Raw genomic sequence first — 20984 nt, forward strand, 5'->3', positions numbered from 1 at the left:
GCGTCAGCACTGGCCGGAAAGCACCCCCGCCCCTAATGTCAGATCATCGACGCCGCCACGCCGCGTCGACTCACGCAATGTCGCTCCGGGGGGAACCATGGATTTCGATTTCACTGCGCTGGAAACAGGCACATACGTAGTTATTGGAACGCTGTTCTTCGCTGTAATCCTGGCCGCATTCATTGCGGCCGCAGCAATGGCAACGATCGTCCTGATCGGAGCCATGGGGACGGCCTGGTACATCGTCAAAGCCGTCCTTGGTGGCCTTGTCCACGGCATTAATTTTGCCTGGGACAGCCTGGTCCACCACGCCGGACAGGTGGAAATTCCGGCGGAATTCCAGCCCCAGGTTTCCTCTGGCACGGGTAGCTACCCGCGGGTAGCATTGAGGGACAGCTGAAGGGTTCCCACCCACGGCGGACCCTGGCTCCATCCGGCACAACCGGCTAGAGGAGTTTTCCCATGACGTCCGCTACAGACAGCAGTCTCACCGCCGCAAGCGTCAATGCCACAGCAGAGGAAGCCCGCGCCGTCGCCGAGGCTGCCCGCGAAACTGAATGGAACCGGCCAAGCTTCGCCAAAGGCCTGTATCTGGGCAGCTTCGACCTCAGCCTGATCCACCCCTGGCCACAAGCCAAAGCGGACGACGTGAAACGGGGCGAGGAGTTCATGGCCCGGTTGCTGGCGTTTGCCAAAACAATGTCCGGCCGGCAGATCGAACGCGACGCCAGGATTCCGGACGAGTATCTGGCCGGGCTCGCTGAGCTTGGCGTGTTCGGCATGAAGATCCCACGCGAATACGGCGGACTGGGCCTTTCCCTGGTGTACTACGGCCGGGCCCTCGCCCTCCTGGGTTCAGTCCATCCGAGCCTGGGTGCGCTGATTTCCGCCCACCAATCAATCGGCGTCCCCGAGCCCGTCAAGGAGTTCGGCACGCCGGAGCAGAAGAAGGAATACCTGCCGCGCTGCGCCGCCGGCGCCATCACGGCGTTCCTCCTGACAGAACCCGACGTCGGCAGCGACCCCGCGCGCATGGGCGCCACTGCCGTACTTTCCGACGACGGCGGTTCTTACCTTCTGGACGGCGTGAAACTCTGGACCACCAACGGCGTGATCGCTGAACTCGTTGTGGTCATGGCCAGGGTCCCGGCCCACACCGATCCTGATGGAACCGAGCACAAGGGCGGCATTTCCGCTTTTGTGGTGGAGATGGACTCGCCCGGCATCACGGTGGAGAACCGGAACGCCTTCATGGGCCTGCGTGGCATCGAGAATGGCGTGACGCGCTTCCACCAGGTGCGGGTTCCTGTAGCCAACCGGCTCGGGCGCGAGGGGCAGGGGCTCAAGATCGCCCTCACCACCCTCAACACGGGGCGGCTTTCCATCCCCGGCCTCTGCGTCGCTGCTGGAAAGTGGAGCCTGAAGATTTCCCGGGAGTGGTCCAACGCCCGGACGCAGTGGGGCCGCCCAGTGGGCAAGCACGAGGCCGTTGGCAAGAAGATCGCCTTCATCGCAGCCACCACTTTTGCGCTGGAGGCCGTGTTTGAGCTCTCCGCCGAGATGGCCGACGCCGGCCAAAAAGACGTCCGCATCGAGGCCGCGCTGGCCAAACTGTGGTCCACCGAACTGAGCTGCAGGATCGCCGATGAACTGGTGCAGATCCGTGGCGGCCGCGGCTTCGAAACCGCCGATTCCCTGGAAGCCCGCGGGGAACGGGCAGTGCCGGCCGAACAACTCCTTCGGGATCTTCGCATCAACAGGATCTTCGAGGGTTCCAGCGAAATCATGAAACTCCTGATCGCGCGCGAGGCAGTGGACGCACACCTCGCCGCCGCCGGCGACCTCGCATCGGCGGACGCAAGCCTGCAGGACAAGGCGAAGGCCGCCGTCGGGGCCTCCGGCTTCTACGCCCGCTGGTTGCCCAAACTGGTTGCGGGCGCCGGGATGGACCCTCGGTCGTACGCCGAATTCGGGCGGCTCGCCAAGCAGTTGCGCTTTGTTGAACGCTCCTCGCGCCGCCTCGCCCGGCAGACCTTCTACGGGATGGGACGCTGGCAGGCCAAGCTTGAGCACAAGCAGGCGTTCCTGGGCAGGATCGTGGACATCGGGGCCGAGCTGTTCGCCATGGCCGCGTGCTGTTCACGCGCCGAGTCGCTGTTGCGGACCCGCCCGGAACAAGGCGCGGCTGCCTTCGAGCTGGCTGAAGCCTTCTGCGAACAGGCCCGTGTTCGGGTGGATGAGTACTTCGACCAGCTTTGGCGCAACACCGACGACGGCGACCACGACCTCTCGCGGAAAGTCCTCGACGGCGACTACGCCTGGCTGGAGGCCGGAATCCTGGACCAATCCGAAGGAACAGGCCCCTGGATCGGCGACGCCTCCCCCGGCCCCTCGACCAAGGAAACCCTCCACCGCAAATACCGGTGAGCTATTGGAGCACGTCCCCGTCCACGTAGTACCAACGCTTGCCTTCCCGCACGAACCGGGAGAGTTCGCGCTGGACGCCGCGTTCGCCGTCGGACCTGTAGTGGGCCGCGAACTCAACGGTGCCCGCCGAGTCGAGCGGGCCGCCGTTGCTCGTGGAAAGGATGTCCAACCTGCGCCACTGCAGGTCCGGGTCCAGGTCCATGGAATCCGGTCGGGTAGAGGCGTGCCATGTCCGCAACAGATACCCGGGCTCAAGGACCACGAAGGCCGAATACCGGGACCGCATGAGTTGCTCTGCGGTGGGCGCCTCGGCCTCCCCGCGATGGAACCGGCCGCAGCACTCGTCGTACTGCTCGCCGGAAAGGCAGGGGCAGGCACCGTTGCGGAGCCGGGTGTGGTCAGGGGTCACGACGCGCCAATCTGGGCTGTAAATGAGAGCTGGGCAACATATTTTCGCATGCGAGATAACAGGTTCGAAACAACCCTGCCGGAGTGGGCTGCGGCGCGTGATTCCGTCGGTGCGGGACCTTACGCTAGATAAGCAAGCTGGGTGGGCAATGCGCGCATCACAAAACGACAGCCAGGGGAGGCTACGTGGAGGATCCGACAACACTCGCCATCAACCTGACGTATTTGGGGACGCTGGGCCTGGCTCTGCTGATGTTCCTCGGCCTCGGGTTGATTGTCATCATCACTCTGGTGGTTGCCGGAGTGGGACGGCTGGTATCTGTCATCCTCCTGGCGTTGATTGGCGTCTTCCCCAAGAAGGACACCACTCCCATCGTGCACCTTCCCGCTCGGCCCGGATACGTGCCGGACCCGGTCGTCGGCGCGGACGCTGTTGACGGCGCAGCTGAGGAATCGGCCCCTGTTGCGGCGCCGGTTGTTGCCGCGCCATCGCCCGCTGCAGCGCCTGCCGCGCCCAAGCGGGACTTGCTCGGAGTGACCCGACGCCGGATCTCAGGTGCGTCGGCCGCCGTCAAGGACGGCGCATGGAAATCAAAGGTGGACCCGCGGAAGCTGCCCAAACCGGCCGAGGTCAAGTCCGCCGTCGAGCACCAGACTGCGCACCACCCGATCGTCGTGGCCGCTGCCAAGGAACCGCCGGTCCTGTCGAAGGACTGGGCGGATGCGGTTGCTGAAGCCGACAGACGCGAGGCCGAACGGGCCAAGGCCCAGCAGCCACCGCCCATCAAAGTGACGGTCCGCGACCTCGACGAGCCCACGCCGTCGTCAAAGAGCCCGGCACCGGTCAACCCGCCAAAGAAGCAGGGCCCTGTGACGTCCCCGAAGGGGAAATCCCAAGGCCCCACCAAAAAGGGATCCCTCAGCGGCGCTGCCCGAAACTCCTAGCTCCGGCGTGCCGGGCTAAGCGGCCAACTGACGGAACGCTGCGCCATGGTAGATCAGCGGCTTGGACTCGAGGTTGACGGTGGTTGCCTTGACCTCAAGAACCACGATCGCGTGATCCCCGGCGGGCGTTTCTGAAACTATTTCGCATTCGAAACCCAACACGGCCCCGTCGATCAGCACCGCGCCCGAGTCGCTGACACTCGTGTCCAGCCCGGCGAAGCGGTCCCTCGTTTTGGACGAGAGCTGGAGGCAGGCAGCTTCCTGCCCCTCAGCCAGGACCGAGACGCCAAGCCGCTGGGCCTGGCGCAGTTTGGGCCACGTTGTGGACGAGTTCTGCACTGCGAACATGACCAGCGGCGGCTCCAGTGAAACGCCCACGGTGAAGGACGACGCCACCAGCGCTTCCGGCGTGAAATCCACCATCGCGCTGAAGGCGGCAACTCCGGAGGGGAACTGCGCAAAAGCCGCCTTGATGGCCGCCGTTTCTTCCACTGTGGTCTGTGTCATCCCGCTGTCCCTTTCGTGCGTTTCCTAAGTTCCTTTCCCATAATTCACCCGCTTGGAAGAACGGCAATATTTGTTGATCCGCAAGACATTTGTGTTGCCGTGTGTCAAGAAATGTCGCGAAGTAAGGCCTCTTCCATTACCCCGCAAGACGAAAAACGAAGAACTTCTACCATTTGCGTTTATGCCTCCGGCGGCCGTGTGTAGCCTCGATTGAACATCCCGTCCACGCCGCTGACCCAGGCGTCGACCCAGCACTATCCATCCACAGGAAGCCGACATGAGCCTCAACGAGCTACGAACGCTTGGACGCACTGGCGCCCTGATCAGCCCGCTCACCCTGGGCACCCTGAACTTCGGCACCGGCGCCGCGCCCACAGGTCCCGCAGAGAGCATCCGGATCATCAAGGCCGCGCTCGACGCCGGTATCACCAGCATCGACACTGCAGACATCTACTCTCAAGGGGAATCCGAAACCGTGGTGGGCCAGGCGATCCACAGCCGGCGCGACGACGTCTTCCTCGCCACCAAGTTCCACGGGCAAATGGGATCCAATCCCGCGCACGCCGGCAACTCCCGCCGCTGGATTGTCCGGGCTGTCGAGGACAGCTTGCGGCGTCTGAACACGGACAGGATCGACCTCTACCAGGCACACCGCCCGGACTACAACACCGACCTCCTGGAAACCATCACTGCCCTCAACGACCTCATCCGCCAGGGCAAGATCCTCTACTACGGCACGTCCGTGTTCAGCCCGGCCCAACTCGTTGAGGCCCAGTGGATCGCCAACACCAACCACTTGACCCCGCCGGTCGTGGACCAAGTGCCCTATTCGCTTCTGGTGCGTGCCAACGAACGCGACGTTTTCCCCATCACCCAGCAGTACGGCGTCGGGGTCTTGAGCTACGGACCGCTCGACGGCGGGTGGCTGGCAGGCGGTTACCGGGTCGGGGCCGGGCAGCCCGAGAGTTCGCGTTTTTCCGCACTTCCCGGCCGCTTCGATGTGAATGCGCCGTTCAACCAAGGCAAATTGCATGCAGCCGACGCCCTAGCCCAGCTCGCGGCACGCCACGGATTGACGCTCATCCAGTTGGCAGTCGCCTTTGCCCTGAACCACCCGGCAGTGACCAGCGTGATCATCGGCCCCCGCACCGAGGAGCACCTGACCGATTACCTGAAAGCCGCGGACGTGGTGCTGAGCGAGTCCGTTCTGGATGAAATCGACGACATCGTGGCGCCCGCGGTCAACTTCCTCGAACGCGACGCCGGCACCGTGGCCCCGCACCTTGAGTACCCGGAACTACGACGCCGGTAGCCACCTTCCGTTGTGGGGCCCGCTCTGCGTTCTTTGCGCCTGTTTTAGCGCGCAGAGCGGGCCTCGCAACGAGGTATTGACGCAGGTTCGCCCCGGCGTGATCCTTGACCTAAGTGCTGCGGCACTCCGCAGCGTTTAGCTTCCAGTAGAACGCCGCCGTCCCATGTCCAACGATCACCTCAAACAACGGGCCACGAAAGCCGTCGTCACCGGGCAGCCCACCGATGGACCCCTGACCCACGAAGAGTTGCAGCTTTCAGGGCGGAACCATTCGATGCCGCTGGAGGCCCTGCACGACGACATCACTCCGGCCGGCCTGCACTACCTGCTGATCCACTTCGACATCCCGCATCTGTCACCTGAGACGTGGCGGTTGCGACTGGGCGGGGCTGTCGACCACACGCTTGAACTCAGCCTCGAGGACATCAAAGCGCGGCCGGCTGTCACCATGCCCGTCACTCTCGAATGCGCGGGAAACGGCCGCTCGCTTCTGGAACCCCGCCCCTTGAGCCAGCCCTGGGTGCTTGGCGCGGTGGGCACAGCCGAGTGGACCGGAACTCCCTTGGCGCCCCTGCTGGAGGAGGCAGGGTTGGCGGGTGACGTCGTCGAACTTGTTTTTACCGGTGCCGACAACGGTGTCCAAGGCGGCGCCGAAGAGCCGTATGCCCGCAGTCTTTCTGTCGCCGAGGCCATGCACCCCGAAGTGATGCTGGTCTATGCCATGAATGGCCAGCCTTTGCCGCTGCAGCATGGATTCCCGTTGAGGCTCCTGGTCCCTGGTTGGTACGGGATGGCGAGTGTGAAGTGGTTGACGTCGATCGAAGCAGTGACGTCGCGGTTCATGGGATGGCAGCAGTCTGTGGCCTATCACTATCTGCAGGGTCCGGACGGGCCTGGTATTCCTGTTACCCATATCCGCGTGCGCTCCCTGATGGTGCCGCCGGGGATCCCGGAGTTCTTCACCCGGCGACGGATCGTAAACGCCGGCCCGGTAATGCTGCACGGCCGTGCATGGTCCGGACACGGTGAAGTGGAGCGGGTGGAAGTGGGGATCGACGGCGAATGGATGCCTGCGCACTTGGATCCGGCGCTGGGGGACTTCGCGTGGCGGTCGTGGTCCATGGTGTGGGTGGCGAGCCCAGGGGAACACGTGTTGCGGTGCCGGGCCATGGATACCTCGGGCGCGCTGCAGCCTACCGAGCAGGTGTGGAACTACCAGGGTATCGGGAACAACATGGCGCAGCGGGTTGAGGTGACGGTGCGGTAGTTGCTTTCGGTTCCCTGGCGCCCCCTGAGAACGCCGCGACGGTGCGAGTTCGCCGGAGCGTTCCAGCGAACCCGGCACCTTTCCCGCGTTCCGGACTTATCCCAACGTTCTCGTCGTGCACGTGACGCCCGGTTAGACTCGTTCAGATCATGAGTATTCCGTCGTCATCCCCAGCAAACGTCCGCGTTGATGCCTGGTTGTGGGCGATCCGAGCCTACAAAACCCGCTCCGCCGCCACAGCCGCCTGCCGTGCCGGGCACATCCGGATCAACGGGAACCCGGTCAAGGCATCGCAAAGCGTGATCATCGGCGACACCATCCGTGTGCGGGAATCGGGTTGGGAACGGATCCTCGAAGTGCGACGACTCATCGCCAAACGCGTAGGAGCCGAGGCCGCGTCGCACTGTTTCACCGACCACACTCCGCCGAGGCCCGTCGCTCCCAAGCTTGGACTCCCCCAGCGCGACCGCGGAGCCGGCCGGCCCACCAAGAAGGACCGCAGGGACATGGAGAAGCTGCGGGGCTGACCTTGCGGTGCATCACGCAAATTTTGCTGGATCATCAGGCTGGGCGCCGGCCAGAAACCGTGGAATCCGTGTGATTTCAAGGCATGCCCATGCGGATCATTCAGCGGAATATTCCTGGCACTTATCCACAGGGCCATACTTCTGACGTGAATCCCCTAATGCCCGCTGCTTAGACTGGCCGCCACACCGCCGGATCAGCTTTGGGGAGCTTTATGTCACGCGTTATGTTTGCCGCTTTGTTGTCCTTAAGGGCGCGGGTAGTGGTGGTCTTCGTTGCAATCAGGCCCAGGTGAACTCGTGGAGAGCCTAGCTTTGGGACCGGCGACGTTTTCGGCGGGACAAGTCAGACAAAGCACCACCGAATACAGCGACGCCGATACCCAACCCAGCTATCGGATTTGCAATCACCGCGAAAACCGTGCCGACTGCAGCCCCAAGAGCCCCAATTATGAATTTCTCTTTCATAATGAATCCCCCTCAATAGACGATGAGTGGAGCCTGTCATCCAGCCTCGACACAAGTATCGATCCGAACTAAGCCCGGTTCATTTGCCGAGCAATGAGCACGGGGCAAACAGGTGATTCCAAACTTTGAACCAGAACAACCATCGATTTGACTATCTCTGCAGAGTCAATCAGACTTCCGTATTTAATTCAAATAAAAAATAATGAAACTACTTGCATTAAATCATGACGCAGAAATTGCAGAATGTAATCAAATTGTGACCCCCAGGTTTCACAAGGGTGATTCCCAACCACTGGAGCTAATTCCGCTTCGGCACTCAGGTTTTGCGGGGATCCTGAAGTGCTGCCTCCCTACTGCCCGGCTGATCGTCGAGTTCCGGAATCTAGTCCGCCAAAGTCCGAAGGATGGCCCGACGGCTTCTGCGACGTTGAGGCCAGGGCTGATTGCTGCACTTAATGGCCTCACGTTTTATGCGGCTTAGTCATCATGACCGGAGACAGGCAAGCAAGTTGACCGCGTCATCGTCGAACGTGTTGGCTTCGATGAATACCTTACAAAGTACGACGTCGATAGATCAGCATCGATTCCACGGCCGTCGGCAGCCATGAGTTGGATCGGATCGACGAGGCAGGTGACTCAAGTCAGCTACTGAACGGAAAGAGTATTGCGGAAGATCATGACTAACAACATCGAGTAAAAGGCTGGGTCGATGACCTCGATCAGCCTCCTGCAACGATCACTTCCATGACACATGGCTTAGCCAGAACACATAACCCAGGACGATACATGTTTAAAGTAGGTCGGGGCGGCACACGCAAAGGCGAGAACCAGGTGTTAAAGCAAGAAAAGCACCAGTTCCGAAGAACCGATGCTTCCCAGCGGCAAACATTAGGAGAACCAGGTACCCGGAGGGCCCATGAACAGAAGGAAGCTGAACACTGCACCCACAGCCACCAGGGTCACCACAACAGCGAGAACCGGGTTCCGCAGGACCCAGGCCTGAGCCTTTTCAAAGCCCCCACGCGGCGTATCTCCCCCAGCGGCCAAACGCCACCCACCGGCCAGGAGACCCCGGCGATCCAGCGACTTCTCCATCGGGATGGTGGCATAGGGAATCACAGCGGAGCCGATGGCGAGCAGGCCGGTCCGCATCGTCCACTTCTGGTTGATCCAGGTGAAGGCGGCCGTCGCTGCGTAGCAAAGGAACACGAAGCCGTGGATGCCTCCGGCGATACTCACGCCGAGGTCAGTGGTCTTCGTGACGTATTTAAGGAACAGCCCGATCAGCAGCAGCGTCCACGTCACGGCCTCTGCAAAAGCGACGGTACGGAACAGGGCACGGGGCTGCATGGAAGTCCTCTGGTTGAGATCTGGAGTCACGTCCAATTTACCGTGGCGGCCGGGCTCCGTCAGAATCACCCCTGCCCAGGGAGCGCCAGTCTGTTCCGGATGCGCGAGTCGCCGAATTCAATGGCCACCGGAGCGATCTCCACGGGCGGCTCGTGTCGCGACCGCGCCCTTCCCACGGCAATGTGCGGCAACCAGCGCGGAGACCTATAGCCCAAAGCGGGCGAGCTAAGAATGAAGTCGTCAATGTTGTCGAGGCCAAGATCATCAAGAAGCACGTGCAAGCCCTGCACCAGAAGCGCTTGGTAGTCGTGAACTTCCTGGGGAACGTCCACCTCAAGCCCCATCAGCCGACCGCCACCCAGCGGGACCACTTTGTCCGACTTACCCAGAAACCCCTGCAGCACCGGCAGTTCCGTCAACCAGCTCGTAATCTCCGGCAGAACCCTCTCCGGCGTCGCCCTTCCTTTGGTCCACGCGGCAATATCATCTGCGAGTTCGTGGAGGATCCCCACGTGCAGCAGCGTCATGTGCAGCCCTTGCGGCTTGCGCAGCGAATCAACGAATCGCTTGAGGCCCTCGTAATCGGCCTGCCCGCCACCGATCCGAAGGACAGGAACCTCTACCGTGATGCGCGGTTGACCCGCGGTGCTTCCAGTGGGGCTGCTGGCCGTCATGGACGCCATTATCCGCCGATCACCCACGCAGCGGGAGGCCGACGGCGGAAGGCACCTCCCGCCGTCGGCCTCCTTGGGCTATTTCCTGGCGCGCGCTTGGACCAGATTGGCGAACGGGAGGCGTCCGTGAGTGGCAATGAACGCGGCGTGATAATCGGCTTCGGCTGCACTCAGCCCCTCCGGCGGCAGTTCCTTCCAAGCGATGACCAGGTCCAGGGCGTCCCGCAACTGCCAAATGAGGCGCGCATCCCACACGACGGTTGGTCGCCCGCGGCCGTAATCCATGAACTCCTGGATTTGCTTGCGTAGCCCCCGGTTGCCCTGACTCCCTGCGCTGGCTTTGCCGATGTAGAGCACTGAGGCGTCCATAAGCCACTCGGACGCGAGTGCTTCGCGCTTCAATGATGGGTCCTTCTTCTTGAAGGTCCCGGCGGTGCTCTTGTTCAGAAAGACCGGTTCAAATCCGGCCGGGCGAAGGACCACGAATATCCCGGGTCCTTGTGGGATCCGCATGGGATCGAGTTCGTCGAGTGGTCGGAATCCGGTGAATCCGTCCTCGGTGAGGGTCTTTTTGGTGAAGAGCATGATCCATTGTGGGCCCACTACCAGTCCCCAAACCGTGAAGCAAGCCTTTCAGCGTTGACAGCCTCTTGTGACCCGTGCCATATTCGAAGCGTGAACCTGTCAGACAGCCGGACAGCCGGACAGCAAGAGCCCGTGAGCGGCCAATCAGCGCATATGCCTATTTCGCGCATTTCCGCAGCTGAGGCCGTCTTTGCTGCGCTCCGGCGGGCCATCGAGGGTGGCCAGTTCGATATCGGCACCAAGCTGAGTTCCGAAGCGACGCTGGCTGCCCAGTACGGTGTCAGCCGCTCAGTCATCCGGGAAGCGCTACGGTCGTGCAACACCTTGGGCCTCACTGTCACCAAAACCGGCAAGGGCACATTCATTGTGGCCAACAAGGTTGCTAATGACCTTACCTTGGGTCAGTACAGTGCACGCGATCTCAACGAGGCACGTCCGCACATCGAGATCCCGGCAGCGGGACTCGCGGCGCAAAGAAGGACCGAGGAAGAGCTCGAACACCTCAAGGACATCGTCCAGGAGATGCTCAACGAGACCGACCCAGAATCATGGGTGAACCTGGACGCCACGTTCCACTCAGCCGTGGCCCGGGCCAGCGGAAACCGCGTGTTCGCCAGCGTTGTCTCTGACATCCGCGAGGCCTTGGCCCACCAGTCGGAAACCCTCAACCTCGTTGCTGACAGGCAACACCGCTCGGACGAGGAACACGTCGCAGTGCTGAACGCGATTGAAGCCGGCGATTCCGAAGCCGCAAGCAGGGCGATGGCCGACCACCTCCAGGCCGTCAGCGTTGCGCTGGACACAATCCTCAACAAATGACCCACCCAAAGGACACCATGCCCGTCCCCACAGCACCGGCCCACCAGGCCGCGGCGCAGAACACCAAGGCGCCAAACCACGTCCCGCTTGTCGAAGTGACCCGCGATGGACTGGTGGAGAGCATCCACTACGGCTCGCTGATCGCACTCTCGGCAGAGGACAGCAGCCTCATCGAGGCCGGCCAGCCGGACGCCCCCATGTACCCACGTTCGAGCTTGAAGCCACTGCAGGCTGTCGCGCTCCTGAAGGCCGGCTTGGACATCCCCGAAAACCTCCTGGCGCTCACGGCTGCCAGCCACTCCGGCGCAAAGATGCACCGCGACGGCGCCACTGAGATCCTGAGGCTGCACGGCCTCAACGACCAAGCCCTGGCCAACAGCACGGACCTTCCGTACGGCGTTGCCGAACGCGAGGACTGGCTCCGCGCCGGAAACGGCCCCACCCGGATCGCGCAGAACTGTTCCGGCAAGCACGCGTCCATGACCGCCGTCTGCGTCATCAACGGCTGGCCTGTAGAGGGATACCTGCACCCGGAGCACCCGCTGCAGGTCCTGGTCCGCGACACCATCACTGAACTGACCGGCGAGGAAGCGGCCGCAGTCAGCACTGATGGTTGCGGGACTCCGCTGTTCGCCCACTCGCTGCATGGCATGGCCCGCGCCTATGGCCGCCTGGCCGCCGCAGACCAGGACACCCTCGAAGGCAAAGTTGCGCACGCCATGCGCCGCTTCCCGGAGATGGTGGCCGGCGAAGGCCGCGACGTCACCGCCCTCATGCGTGCGGTCCCCGGCTTGCTCGCCAAGGACGGCTTCGAGGGCCTCCAGTTGGTTGGTCTTCCGGACGGCACCGGCCTGGCGGTGAAGATCTCCGACGGCGGCGATCGCGCCCGCATGCCCGTCACCGTTGAGGTGCTTCGCCGCTTGGGCGTCGACGGCGGCAGCCTGGACACGCTTCAAAGCCCACCTGTGCTGGGCGGCGGCCTTCCGGTCGGCGAGCTCCGTGCAGCCCGAATTTTCAGCAACTAAACCAAGGACAGCTATGACCACCGTCGATCAGGCGATCCCCCTCCGTTCCGAACACGACCTCCTGGGCGATCGCGATGTACCCGCGGACGCCTACTGGGGCGTCCACACCCTCCGCGCTATCGAGAACTTCCCCATCACCGGGCAGCCGCTGTCCACCAACAAGCACCTGGTCCGCGGACTGGCGGCGGTGAAGCAGGCCGCCGCCCGCACCAACCACGAGCTGGGCCTGTTGAACGCTGAGCGTGCTAACGCCATAGACCAGGCCTGCCAGGACATCCTGGACGGCAAGCTCCAGGAACAGTTCATGGTGGACGTGATCCAGGGCGGCGCAGGAACCAGTTCCAACATGAACGCCAACGAGGTCATCGCCAACCGTGCCTTGGAAATCCTGGGGCACCCCAAGGGTGACTACGCAAAGCTGCACCCGAATGACCACGTGAACCTGAGCCAGTCCACCAACGACGTCTACCCGACTGCCGTGAACCTGGCCACGATCTTCTCGGTCAAGGAACTCCTCCTGGCCCTCGAAGAGCTTGAACAGGCGTTCGCCGAAAAGGGCCGTGAGTTCCGGACCGTAGTGAAGATGGGCCGCACCCAGCTCCAGGACGCTGTGCCCATGACGCTGGGCCAGGAATTCGGCGGTTACGCCGTGACCATCGGCGAGGACCGCGCCCGCCTGGACGAGTCCCACATGCTCATCCATGAGATCAACCTGGGTGCCACGGCCATCGGTACGGGCCTGAATGCCCCGGTTGGCTACGCGGACGCAGCGTGCCGCCACCTGGCCGAAATCACCGGTCTTCCCCTGCTGACCGCCGCGGACCTCATTGAGGCCACCCAGGATGTGGGAGCGTTTGTGCACCTGTCCGGTGTGCTGAAGCGCGTGGCAGTGAAGCTCTCCAAGATTTGCAACGACCTCCGCCTGCTGTCCTCCGGGCCGCGTGCGGGATTGGGCGAGATCAACCTTCCGGCAGTGCAGTCCGGTTCGTCGATCATGCCCGGCAAGATCAATCCGGTGATCCCGGAAGTGGTCAGCCAGGTGGCGTACGAAGTCATCGGCAACGATGTCACCGTCACCATGGCCGCGGAGGCAGGCCAGCTCCAGCTGAATGCCTTCGAACCGATCATTGTGCACAGCCTGCACAAGAGCATCTCCCACCTGGAAGCAGCGTGCCGCACCCTTACGGCACGCTGCGTCCGGGGCATCACCGCAAACACCGAGCGGCTACGGCTTACCGTGGAGCAGTCGATCGGTCTCGTCACGGCATTGAACCCCCACATCGGTTACGCCTCCGCCACCGCTATCGCCCAGGAGGCGCTGGCGACGGGCAAGGGTGTGGCAGAACTCGTGTTGGAGCACGGTCTCCTGACCGCTGCCCAGCTCGAGGAATTGCTCAGCCCGGAACGTCTGGCCAACCTGAGCAAATAGGCCAGATCAGGCCAGAGAAATCCCAGCGGCTGTAGTCAGCCGTCCCGCCCGATGAGGCATACCCCCAACGAGGCGCTGTCCTGTGTGCCCGGATCCCCGACCGGATCCACCCAGGACAACCCCAACAGGACACTCCTAAGGATTCCAATGACCAATCCCATCACTGACCACACGGTTCCGGCCCAAGCGCACGCCAGTGAGAAGGCCCTGCACAAAGAGGACTCCGGCTACCACAAGGACCTCAAGCCCCGCCAGATCCAGATGATCGCGATCGGTGGCGCAATCGGCACCGGCCTGTTCCTGGGCGCAGGTGGCCGTCTTAACGCCGCCGGCCCGTCCCTGGTGATCGCGTACGCCGTCTGCGGCTTTTTTGCCTTCCTGATTCTCCGCGCACTGGGTGAACTGGTGCTGCACCGCCCGTCCTCGGGTTCGTTCGTTTCTTACGCCCGTGAGTTCTACGGCGAGAAGGCGGCGTTCGTCTCAGGCTGGTTCTACTGGATCAACTGGGCCACCACCACCATCGTGGACATCACGGCGGCCGCTCTCTACATGAACTTCTTCGGCAAGTACATCCCCTGGATGGGCGCCGTTCCGCAGTGGGCGTGGGCCCTCATCGCCCTGGTGGTGGTGCTGAGCCTGAACCTCGTCTCCGTGAAGGTCTTCGGCGAGATGGAATTCTGGTTCGCCCTGATCAAGGTTGCTGCCCTGGTGGCCTTCCTCCTGGTTGGCACGTACTTCGTCATCTTCGGCACCCCGGTTGATGGCCAGGAAGTCGGCTTCAGCCTGATCTCGGACAACGGCGGCGTGTTCCCGAACGGCATCCTGCCCATGATCATCCTCATGCAGGGTGTGCTGTTCGCCTACGCCTCGATCGAGCTCGTGGGCACGGCGGCCGGCGAAACTCCTAACCCCGAAAAGATCATGCCCAAGGCCATCAACTCCGTGGTCTTCCGCATCGCGGTCTTCTACGTCGGCTCGGTTATCCTGCTCGCCCTGCTGCTCCCCTACACCTCCTACGAAAAGGGTGTCAGCCCGTTCGTGACGTTCTTCGGATCCATCGGTGTCCAGGGCGTTGACGTGATCATGAACCTCGTGGTCCTCACGGCAGCACTGTCCTCTCTGAACGCCGGGCTCTACTCCACGGGCCGTATCCTCCGGTCCATGTCCGTGGCGGGTTCCGCTCCGAAGTTCGCGCAGCGCATGAACAAGGCCGGCGTCCCTTACGGCGGCATTGCGATCACCGCAGGTGTTTCCCTGCTCGGTGTTCCGCTGAACTACCTGGTCCCGGCCGACGCGTTCGAGATCGTTTTGAACGTGGCTTCCGTGGGCATCATTGTCACCTGGGCAACCATTGTCCTGTGCCAGATGCAGCTCAAGCGCTGGTCCGACAAGGGCTGGGTGAAGCGTCCGTCCTTCCGTTTGTTCGGCGCACCCTACACAGGCTGGTTGTCCTTGGTCTTCCTTGCCGGCGTCCTGGTGATGGTGTTCATCGAGTCCCCGCTCACCATGCTGGTCACCGCGATCGCTTGCGGGCTGATGGTCTGGGGCTGGTTCCTGTGCCGCAAGCAGATCCACGAGCTCGCCGCCACGCGTGACGGTTACACGGGCAGCGCCCCGGTGATCGCCAACCGCCCGCTGCCTGGCGGCGATAAGTAACAGCAGCACCCGTTAGCGCCCGACGGCGGCGCCCGGGTTCCGTAACAGCGGAACCCGGGTGCCGCCGTCGTTGGTTAACGCCCCCCCAATTGGGTGAGGTCGCGGCGCGGGCAGACATCCGATCATTCGTGGCTACTATTGGTCCATGGCTGTCACAGACGAAGCGATCAGCAAGATCAAGGACATGCTGATCCGCGGCGAACTCAAGGCGGGCGATCGGCTTCCCCCTGAAAAGGAACTGAGCGAACGTCTTGGCCTTTCCAGGAGTTCGCTGCGTGAAGCAGTGAAGGCCCTGGAGCTGATCCGGGTGCTGGACGTGCGCCGCGGCGACGGCACGTACGTGACCAGCCTCGATGCGAAACTGCTCAACGAGGCCGTGGCGTTCGTGGTGGACCTGCACCAGGACCGTTCCATCCTTGAACTCTTCGAGGTCCGACGAATCCTGGAACCCGCCACGGCCCAGCTGGCAGCGGGCAAGATTACCGCGGACGAGCTCCAGTCCCTGCGGGCCACCATGGACGGGATCGACGAAAACACCGACGTCGAAGAACTCGTGGCCCATGACCTCGAGTTTCACAGCATCATCACCGCAGCCGCGGGAAACGACTACCTCGGCAGCCTCTTGGAGGCCCTTTCCAGCAGCACGGTGCGGGCCCGGATCTGGCGTGGACTGACCCAGGAAAAGGCCGTGTCCCACACTTTGGCGGAGCATCGTGCCATCGCGGATGCGCTGGAGCGCGGTGATGCGGAGCTGGTGCGGGCGCTGGTGACGGTGCACATCAGTGGCGTGGAGAACTGGCTGCGCCAGGCCCTCTAGGCATCCACCAACGGGTTGGCCGCCAGCCCATAGGTACGGATCGCAGTTCCCTCCAGGATGGAATCCTGTTCCGCGGGGCTCAGGGAGGACACCAGTTCCAGCAGGACGTCGAGGGTCCGGCCGTAAGGCGCCCCGAGGATGCTGACCGGCCAGTCGCCACCGATCATCAGGCGGCCGGCGCCGAAAGCTTCCAGCGCGGTTTCGAACAGCGGCCGCAGTGCCGCGCTGGTGTACGGCAGCCCCGGAGCGTGGAGCCCGGATAGCTTGGCTACGGTGTTAGGCTCGCGGCCCAAGGCAAGGAAATCAGTGCGCCACGAGTCCATGAGCGAGGCATCGGACCGCGGCGGCTTCCCCAAATGGTCAAGGACCACGGTCAGCTCCGGGAGGTCCCGGGCAAGCCGGACGGCCGCGCCCAAATGACGGGGGAATGCGTCCGGAATATCAAAGGCCAGGCCACGTAGCGCCACCAAAGCGAGGGACTCGCGCACGGTAGGGAGGTCCAGGAAGTCCGCCCGGGGATCGTTGTGCACCAAGTGGCGCACGCCCTTGAAGACAGGCTGTGCACTGAAGCTGTCCAGCTGGGAAGCGCACTCAGCCGGTGAGTCCAACCGCACCCAGCCCACCACGCCCAGCACCCACGGATTCCGCGCTGCGACGGCCAGCATGCTGTCCGTATCGGCTATGGTGTCGTCGGCCTGAACCAGCACCGCAGCCCGGACACCCGCGGCCTCCAGGGTCTCCCCCGCCTCGTCCTCGCCAAAGCTGCGGAAGAGCGCACCGTGCTGCGGACCGAGCCACGGGTAGGGACGTTCACCGCCGGTGACGAAAGTGTCCAGCGTCCACAGGTGCAGGTGTGCATCAATCACTGCCCGGCGCCTTTCCGCAAGCCCTCCAAAGCCTCCCACAGCTCGTCGGGGAGTGGCTCGTCCATGCGGGCGGCGTTGGTGGTGACCTGTTCAGGAGAAGTCGCTCCTGCTGTCACGTTCACCACGGCCGGATGCCGCAGCGGGAACTGGAGTGCCGCCGTCGGGAGTTCGACGCCGAAGTCGCGGCAGACGGACGCAAGCGCCCGGGCCCGCTCCAGCACTTCCGGCGGCGCTTGGTCGTAGTTGTAGTGCGCGTCGTCGGGGACGTCCGGGCGGGCCAGGAGGCCCGAGTTGAAGACGCCCACATTCACGACGCCGGTGCGGCGCTCCACACAGCGGTCAAGCAGCGGAACGTCTGGCTGCTCCAGCAGGGTGTAGCGCCCGGCAAGCATCAGGAGGTCCAGGTCGGCGGCTTCGACGCATTCCAGCGCGGCTTCGGCGGAGTTGGTGCCCACGCCAATCGCCGTGACCAGGCCTTCGGAACGCAGCTTTTCCAGGGCCGGCAAGCCGTGTTCGATTCCGACCTGCAGGTCGTGGACGTCGGGGTCGTGCAGGTACGCGATGTCCACATGGCTAAGGCCGAGCCGCTCCAAGGACTCCTCGATACTGCGACGGATGCCGGCCTCGGAGAAGTCCCAAACACGACGGCTGGTGGCAGGAACGTCGAAGCCTTCGGAATCCCGGCCTCCGGGCCCGTTGGGTTCCAGCAGGCGCCCCACCTTGGTGGAGATGACGAATTCCTCCCGCGGCTTGTCCCTCAGGACAGCACCGAGCCTTTGTTCGGACAGGCCCAGTCCGTAATGCGGCGCGGTATCGAAGTAGCGGATCCCGGCGTCCCACGCCGCAAGTACCGTGGCGAGGGCTTCCCCATCAGGAAGGGCCCGGTAGAGATTCCCTATGCCCGCTCCGCCGAAACCGAGCTTGCCCAGATCAGGTGCATTCATGGCAGTTCCCATACTCTACCGATACCCCTATCAGCCCCGGAGTAATCGTCCTGGACCTCCAAAAGTTCAGCCATACGGGCTTGCCATGGGACGTTGGCGGGGTGATCGGCGAGCGCATGCCGCATTGCCTGGTAGTCGTCCACGTCCACCACGTGGAAGAGGTCGAGCCCGCTGCGCCAGATACGCCAGTTCCGCACCCCCGCTTCCTTCAATGCCGCCACGAGTTCCGGAGGGATGTTCGCATGGGCGTCGGAGTATTCCTCCTCTGCACCGGGCTTGAGGCGGGTGTGCAGGGCGATGCTCTCAGTCATCGCGTTCACCGGCCCCTGTGGAGCCGGACTCTGTGGAGCCTGCCCCTGTGGAACCGGGCTTCAGGAACAGTTCCAGCACGGGAACAGCGGCATCGGGTCGCTGCACCGGCAGCTTGATGGTCAGCGTGCCCGGCGGCTGGCCTCCGGGGGTCATGTTGGCTGGTTGCTGCCCGGGGTCCACTTCCTGCAGGAACACCTCCGAGGCATCGTTGAGCAGCTGGGCGTATTCCACTTTGCCTGCCAGGTCCGGCAGGTGCACGTATTCGAAGGGCCAGCTGAACAGGTGAACGTACAGCCTCTCCCCGCGCTGCGTGTAGCGGACGTCGGAGGGCGCGGTGAACGGCGAAGTCCCCGCCCCGTAGATGGAACGGGAGTGCAGCTGCATCCACTTCCCGATTCCCTCCAACGACTCCAGCGCCCGCGGATCAAGGGACCCCCTGCCGGTGGGGCCAACGTTGAGCAGCAGGTTGCCACCCTTGGAGACGCCATCCACCAGCATCCGGATCAGCAGGTCCACGGACTTGTAGTTCTGGTTGTCCCGGTCGTACCCCCAGCTGCCGTTCAGGGTTTGGCAGGCCTCCCAGGTGACGGGTTCGCCGTCGAGCATCATGGGGCCGGCGGGCTGGTACTGCTCCGGCGTGACAAAGTCTCCCGGGATGTCCAGGCGGTCGTTGACCACGATCCCGGGCTGCAGTTCACGGACCATGGCGAGCAGCGCCTCCGAGCCCCAGTCGTTACGACCCTTGCCGCCCCAGAACTCTGCGTGGCCGAGGCCGGCGTAGGAGAAGTCGAAGAACAGATAGTCGATGGTGCCGTAGTTGCTCAGGAGCTCGCGCACCTGGCCATGGAGGTAGTCACGGTAACGGGCCATGTCGCGACCGGCGTTGAGGCTTTCGACGTCGGCGGAGTTGCGTTGGGGATGCACCCCGTCAATGGTGAAGTCGGGGTGGTGCCAGTCAACGAGCGAGTGATAGAAGCCCACCTTCAGCCCCTCGGCGCGGAGTGCTTCGACGTAGGGCGTGATCAGGTCCCTGCCGGCGGGCGTGTTGGTGGCCTTGTAGTCGGTCAGGGCCGAGTCCCAAAGGCAGAAACCGTCGTGGTGTTTGGTGGTGAGGACCACGTACTTCATCCCTGCCTCCCGGGCGGCCCTGGCCCACTCGCGGGGATCGTAGAGGTCCGGGTCGAAGCGACGGAAGTACTTTGAGTACTCCTCCACCGTGATCTCTTCCCGGTTCATCACCCATTCGTGGCGTGCGGGCAGGGCGTAGATGCCCCAGTGCACGAACATGCCGAAACGTGCTTCTTCGAACCAGGGGGCGTGCTGGATCAATGGGTTTCCTTCCATACCGGGCCGTCCGGAAAGCTGTATGCGGCCAGTGTTTCACGGAGCATTTCGTTGCCGGCACCAGGGGACGACGGCGGCCAGTACGCGCCGCTGTGGACGTCCACGGGTGTGACGAAGTGTTCGTGGAGGTGGTCCACGAACTCTATGGTCCTGCCCTCTTTGGTCCCGGTGACCGCCACGAAATCGAACATGGACAAATGCTGCACGGCTTCACAGAGCCCCACTCCGCCTGCGTGCGGGCATACCGGGACCCCGAACTTCGCGGCCAGCAGCAGGATGGCGATGTTCTCGTTGACCCCGGCTACGCGGGCGGCGTCGATCTGCAGGACCTGCAGCGATCCCGCCTGGAGCATCTGTTTGAACACCACCCGGTTCTGGACGTGCTCCCCCGTTGCCACCGGAATGGGTGCCACTGCGCGGGCGATGGCGGCGTGCCCGAGGATGTCGTCCGGGCTGGTGGGTTCTTCGATCCAGGCGATGTCGTACGGGGCAAGGTGGGCCATCCAGTCGATGGCGTCCTGGACATCCCAGCGCTGGTTGGCATCAACAGCGATCCTGATGTCCGGGCCCACGGCGGCGCGGGCGGCCCGGACGCGGCGGATGTCGTCGTCCAAGGACGCCCCCACCTTCAGCTTGATCTGTGTGAATCCGTCCGCCACCGCTTCCTTGGCCAGCCGCGTCAGTTTCGCGTCGCTGTAACCCAGCCATCCCGGCGTCGTGGTGTACGCGGGGTAGCCTTCAGCGCGAAGGGCGGCCTTCCGCTGTTCCTTTCCCGGTTCTGCGGCGCGGAGGATGGCCAGGGCTTCGTCCGGGGTGAGCGCGTCCGTGAGGTACCGAAAGTCGACCAGTGCCACGATTTCTTCCGGGGCCATGTCGGCAAGCAGTTCCCACAGGGGAAGTCCCGCACGTTTGGCTTTCAGGTCCCAAAGGGCATTGACCACCGCGCCGATGGCCATGTGCATGACGCCTTTTTCGGGTCCGAGCCAGCGGAGTTGGGAGTCGTGGGCGAGGAGCTTCCACGTCGCACCCATGTCCTCCAGCAAGGTTTCAACATCGGCGCCGAGGATGTGTCCGCGCAGGGCGTTGATGGCCGCCGTTTCCACCTCATTGCCGCGCCCGATGGTGAAGACGAAACCGTGGCCCTCATGCCCGTCGGTGGCATCGGTCCGGATGACCAGGTAGGCGGCTGAGTAATCCGGATCGGGGTTCATGGCATCGGAACCATCCAGGTCCCGGGACGTCGGGAAGCGAATATCGAATGTTTCGATTTCGGTGATGATGCTCATTGGGCTCCTGGCTACGTCG

Annotated in this window: 21 protein-coding genes; 11 read left to right on the forward strand and 10 right to left on the reverse strand. The window is 63.4% G+C overall.

Annotation, left to right across the window (positions count from 1 at the left end; all coding sequences use genetic code 11):
* Positions 1-97 precede the first annotated feature (97 nt).
* Positions 98-400 carry a hypothetical protein gene (locus PYR64_RS17510; protein WP_018779938.1) on the forward strand — a complete coding sequence of 101 codons (303 nt, stop codon included), beginning with the start codon at positions 98-100 and terminating at the stop codon, positions 398-400.
* A gap of 62 nt (positions 401-462) precedes the next feature.
* Entirely contained in the window at positions 463-2427 is a 1965-nt protein-coding gene (locus PYR64_RS17515) for an acyl-CoA dehydrogenase family protein (RefSeq protein WP_275776667.1), read from the forward strand.
* 1 nt (position 2428) lies between these two features.
* Here PYR64_RS17515 and PYR64_RS17520 read toward each other — a convergent pair whose 3' ends face one another.
* The gene (locus PYR64_RS17520; RefSeq protein ID WP_110506089.1) at positions 2429-2836 is read right to left on the reverse strand and encodes a YchJ family protein; all 408 of its coding nucleotides are present in this window, start codon (positions 2834-2836) and stop codon (positions 2429-2431) included.
* 185 nt (positions 2837-3021) lie between these two features.
* Here PYR64_RS17520 and PYR64_RS17525 point away from each other — a divergent pair, with 185 nt between their 5' ends.
* Positions 3022-3780, forward strand: coding sequence for a hypothetical protein (locus tag PYR64_RS17525; RefSeq protein ID WP_275776671.1), 759 nt, complete (start codon positions 3022-3024; stop codon positions 3778-3780).
* 15 nt (positions 3781-3795) lie between these two features.
* Here PYR64_RS17525 and PYR64_RS17530 read toward each other — a convergent pair whose 3' ends face one another.
* Positions 3796-4287, reverse strand: coding sequence for a flavin reductase family protein (locus PYR64_RS17530; RefSeq protein ID WP_018779942.1), 492 nt, complete (start codon positions 4285-4287; stop codon positions 3796-3798).
* 277 nt (positions 4288-4564) lie between these two features.
* Here PYR64_RS17530 and PYR64_RS17535 point away from each other — a divergent pair, with 277 nt between their 5' ends.
* From PYR64_RS17535 to PYR64_RS17545, 3 genes are all read left to right on the forward strand, one after another.
* The gene (locus tag PYR64_RS17535) at positions 4565-5599 is read left to right on the forward strand and encodes an aldo/keto reductase (protein ID WP_018779943.1); all 1035 of its coding nucleotides are present in this window, start codon (positions 4565-4567) and stop codon (positions 5597-5599) included.
* Positions 5600-5762: 163 nt separating this feature from the next.
* Positions 5763-6866 carry a sulfite oxidase gene (locus PYR64_RS17540; protein ID WP_275776674.1) on the forward strand — a complete coding sequence of 368 codons (1104 nt, stop codon included), beginning with the start codon at positions 5763-5765 and terminating at the stop codon, positions 6864-6866.
* A 149-nt stretch (positions 6867-7015) separates the two neighbouring features.
* Positions 7016-7393, forward strand: a complete 378-nt coding sequence (locus tag PYR64_RS17545; protein ID WP_018779945.1) for an RNA-binding S4 domain-containing protein — start codon at positions 7016-7018, stop codon at positions 7391-7393.
* Between the two features lie 1353 nt (positions 7394-8746).
* Here the strand turns inward: PYR64_RS17545 and PYR64_RS17550 are convergent.
* The 3 genes from PYR64_RS17550 to PYR64_RS17560 all read right to left on the reverse strand — a co-directional run bounded on the left by PYR64_RS17550 (position 8747) and on the right by PYR64_RS17560 (position 10467).
* Positions 8747-9208 (reverse strand): DUF3817 domain-containing protein, encoded by a 462-nt coding sequence (locus PYR64_RS17550; protein ID WP_275776677.1) that lies wholly within the window; start codon positions 9206-9208, stop codon positions 8747-8749.
* 65 nt (positions 9209-9273) lie between these two features.
* A complete protein-coding gene (locus tag PYR64_RS17555) occupies positions 9274-9891 on the reverse strand; it encodes a hypothetical protein (protein WP_275776679.1) in 618 nt (205 codons plus the stop codon).
* 69 nt (positions 9892-9960) lie between these two features.
* Positions 9961-10467, reverse strand: a complete 507-nt coding sequence (locus PYR64_RS17560; RefSeq protein ID WP_275776681.1) for a hypothetical protein — start codon at positions 10465-10467, stop codon at positions 9961-9963.
* A 90-nt stretch (positions 10468-10557) separates the two neighbouring features.
* On the opposite strand from PYR64_RS17560, the gene PYR64_RS17565 reads away from it, so the two are divergent.
* The 5 genes from PYR64_RS17565 to PYR64_RS17585 all read left to right on the forward strand — a co-directional run bounded on the left by PYR64_RS17565 (position 10558) and on the right by PYR64_RS17585 (position 16213).
* A complete protein-coding gene (locus PYR64_RS17565; protein WP_275776683.1) occupies positions 10558-11286 on the forward strand; it encodes a FadR/GntR family transcriptional regulator in 729 nt (242 codons plus the stop codon).
* Positions 11287-11303: 17 nt separating this feature from the next.
* Positions 11304-12311, forward strand: a complete 1008-nt coding sequence (locus PYR64_RS17570) for an asparaginase (RefSeq protein ID WP_189076772.1) — start codon at positions 11304-11306, stop codon at positions 12309-12311.
* Between the two features lie 13 nt (positions 12312-12324).
* Positions 12325-13740 (forward strand): aspartate ammonia-lyase, encoded by a 1416-nt coding sequence (gene aspA / locus PYR64_RS17575; RefSeq protein WP_275776684.1) that lies wholly within the window; start codon positions 12325-12327, stop codon positions 13738-13740.
* A 147-nt stretch (positions 13741-13887) separates the two neighbouring features.
* The gene (locus PYR64_RS17580) at positions 13888-15396 is read left to right on the forward strand and encodes an amino acid permease (protein WP_055975351.1); all 1509 of its coding nucleotides are present in this window, start codon (positions 13888-13890) and stop codon (positions 15394-15396) included.
* A 145-nt stretch (positions 15397-15541) separates the two neighbouring features.
* The gene (locus tag PYR64_RS17585; RefSeq protein ID WP_079582886.1) at positions 15542-16213 is read left to right on the forward strand and encodes a FadR/GntR family transcriptional regulator; all 672 of its coding nucleotides are present in this window, start codon (positions 15542-15544) and stop codon (positions 16211-16213) included.
* Here the strand turns inward: PYR64_RS17585 and PYR64_RS17590 are convergent.
* From PYR64_RS17590 to PYR64_RS17610, 5 genes are read right to left on the reverse strand one after another with little or no spacing between them, the layout of a single operon-like run.
* On the reverse strand, positions 16210-17079 hold the full coding sequence (locus PYR64_RS17590; protein ID WP_275776689.1) for an amidohydrolase family protein: 870 nt from the start codon (positions 17077-17079) through the stop codon (positions 16210-16212). The genes PYR64_RS17585 and PYR64_RS17590 overlap by 4 nt on opposite strands.
* A complete protein-coding gene (locus tag PYR64_RS17595; protein ID WP_082499790.1) occupies positions 17076-18023 on the reverse strand; it encodes an aldo/keto reductase in 948 nt (315 codons plus the stop codon). Before PYR64_RS17595 ends, PYR64_RS17590 begins: the two co-directional genes overlap by 4 nt.
* Positions 18020-18334, reverse strand: coding sequence for an L-rhamnose mutarotase (locus PYR64_RS17600; RefSeq protein WP_039243256.1), 315 nt, complete (start codon positions 18332-18334; stop codon positions 18020-18022). The genes PYR64_RS17595 and PYR64_RS17600 overlap by 4 nt, the downstream gene beginning before the upstream one ends.
* Entirely contained in the window at positions 18327-19664 is a 1338-nt protein-coding gene (locus PYR64_RS17605; protein ID WP_275776693.1) for an alpha-L-fucosidase, read from the reverse strand. Before PYR64_RS17605 ends, PYR64_RS17600 begins: the two co-directional genes overlap by 8 nt.
* Positions 19661-20965 carry an L-fuconate dehydratase gene (locus PYR64_RS17610; RefSeq protein ID WP_110506079.1) on the reverse strand — a complete coding sequence of 435 codons (1305 nt, stop codon included), beginning with the start codon at positions 20963-20965 and terminating at the stop codon, positions 19661-19663. The genes PYR64_RS17605 and PYR64_RS17610 overlap by 4 nt, the downstream gene beginning before the upstream one ends.
* Between the last annotated feature and the right edge of the window lie 19 nt (positions 20966-20984).

This window comes from Paenarthrobacter sp. Y-19 (assembly GCF_029223985.1).
GTDB lineage: Bacteria > Actinomycetota > Actinomycetes > Actinomycetales > Micrococcaceae > Arthrobacter > Arthrobacter nicotinovorans.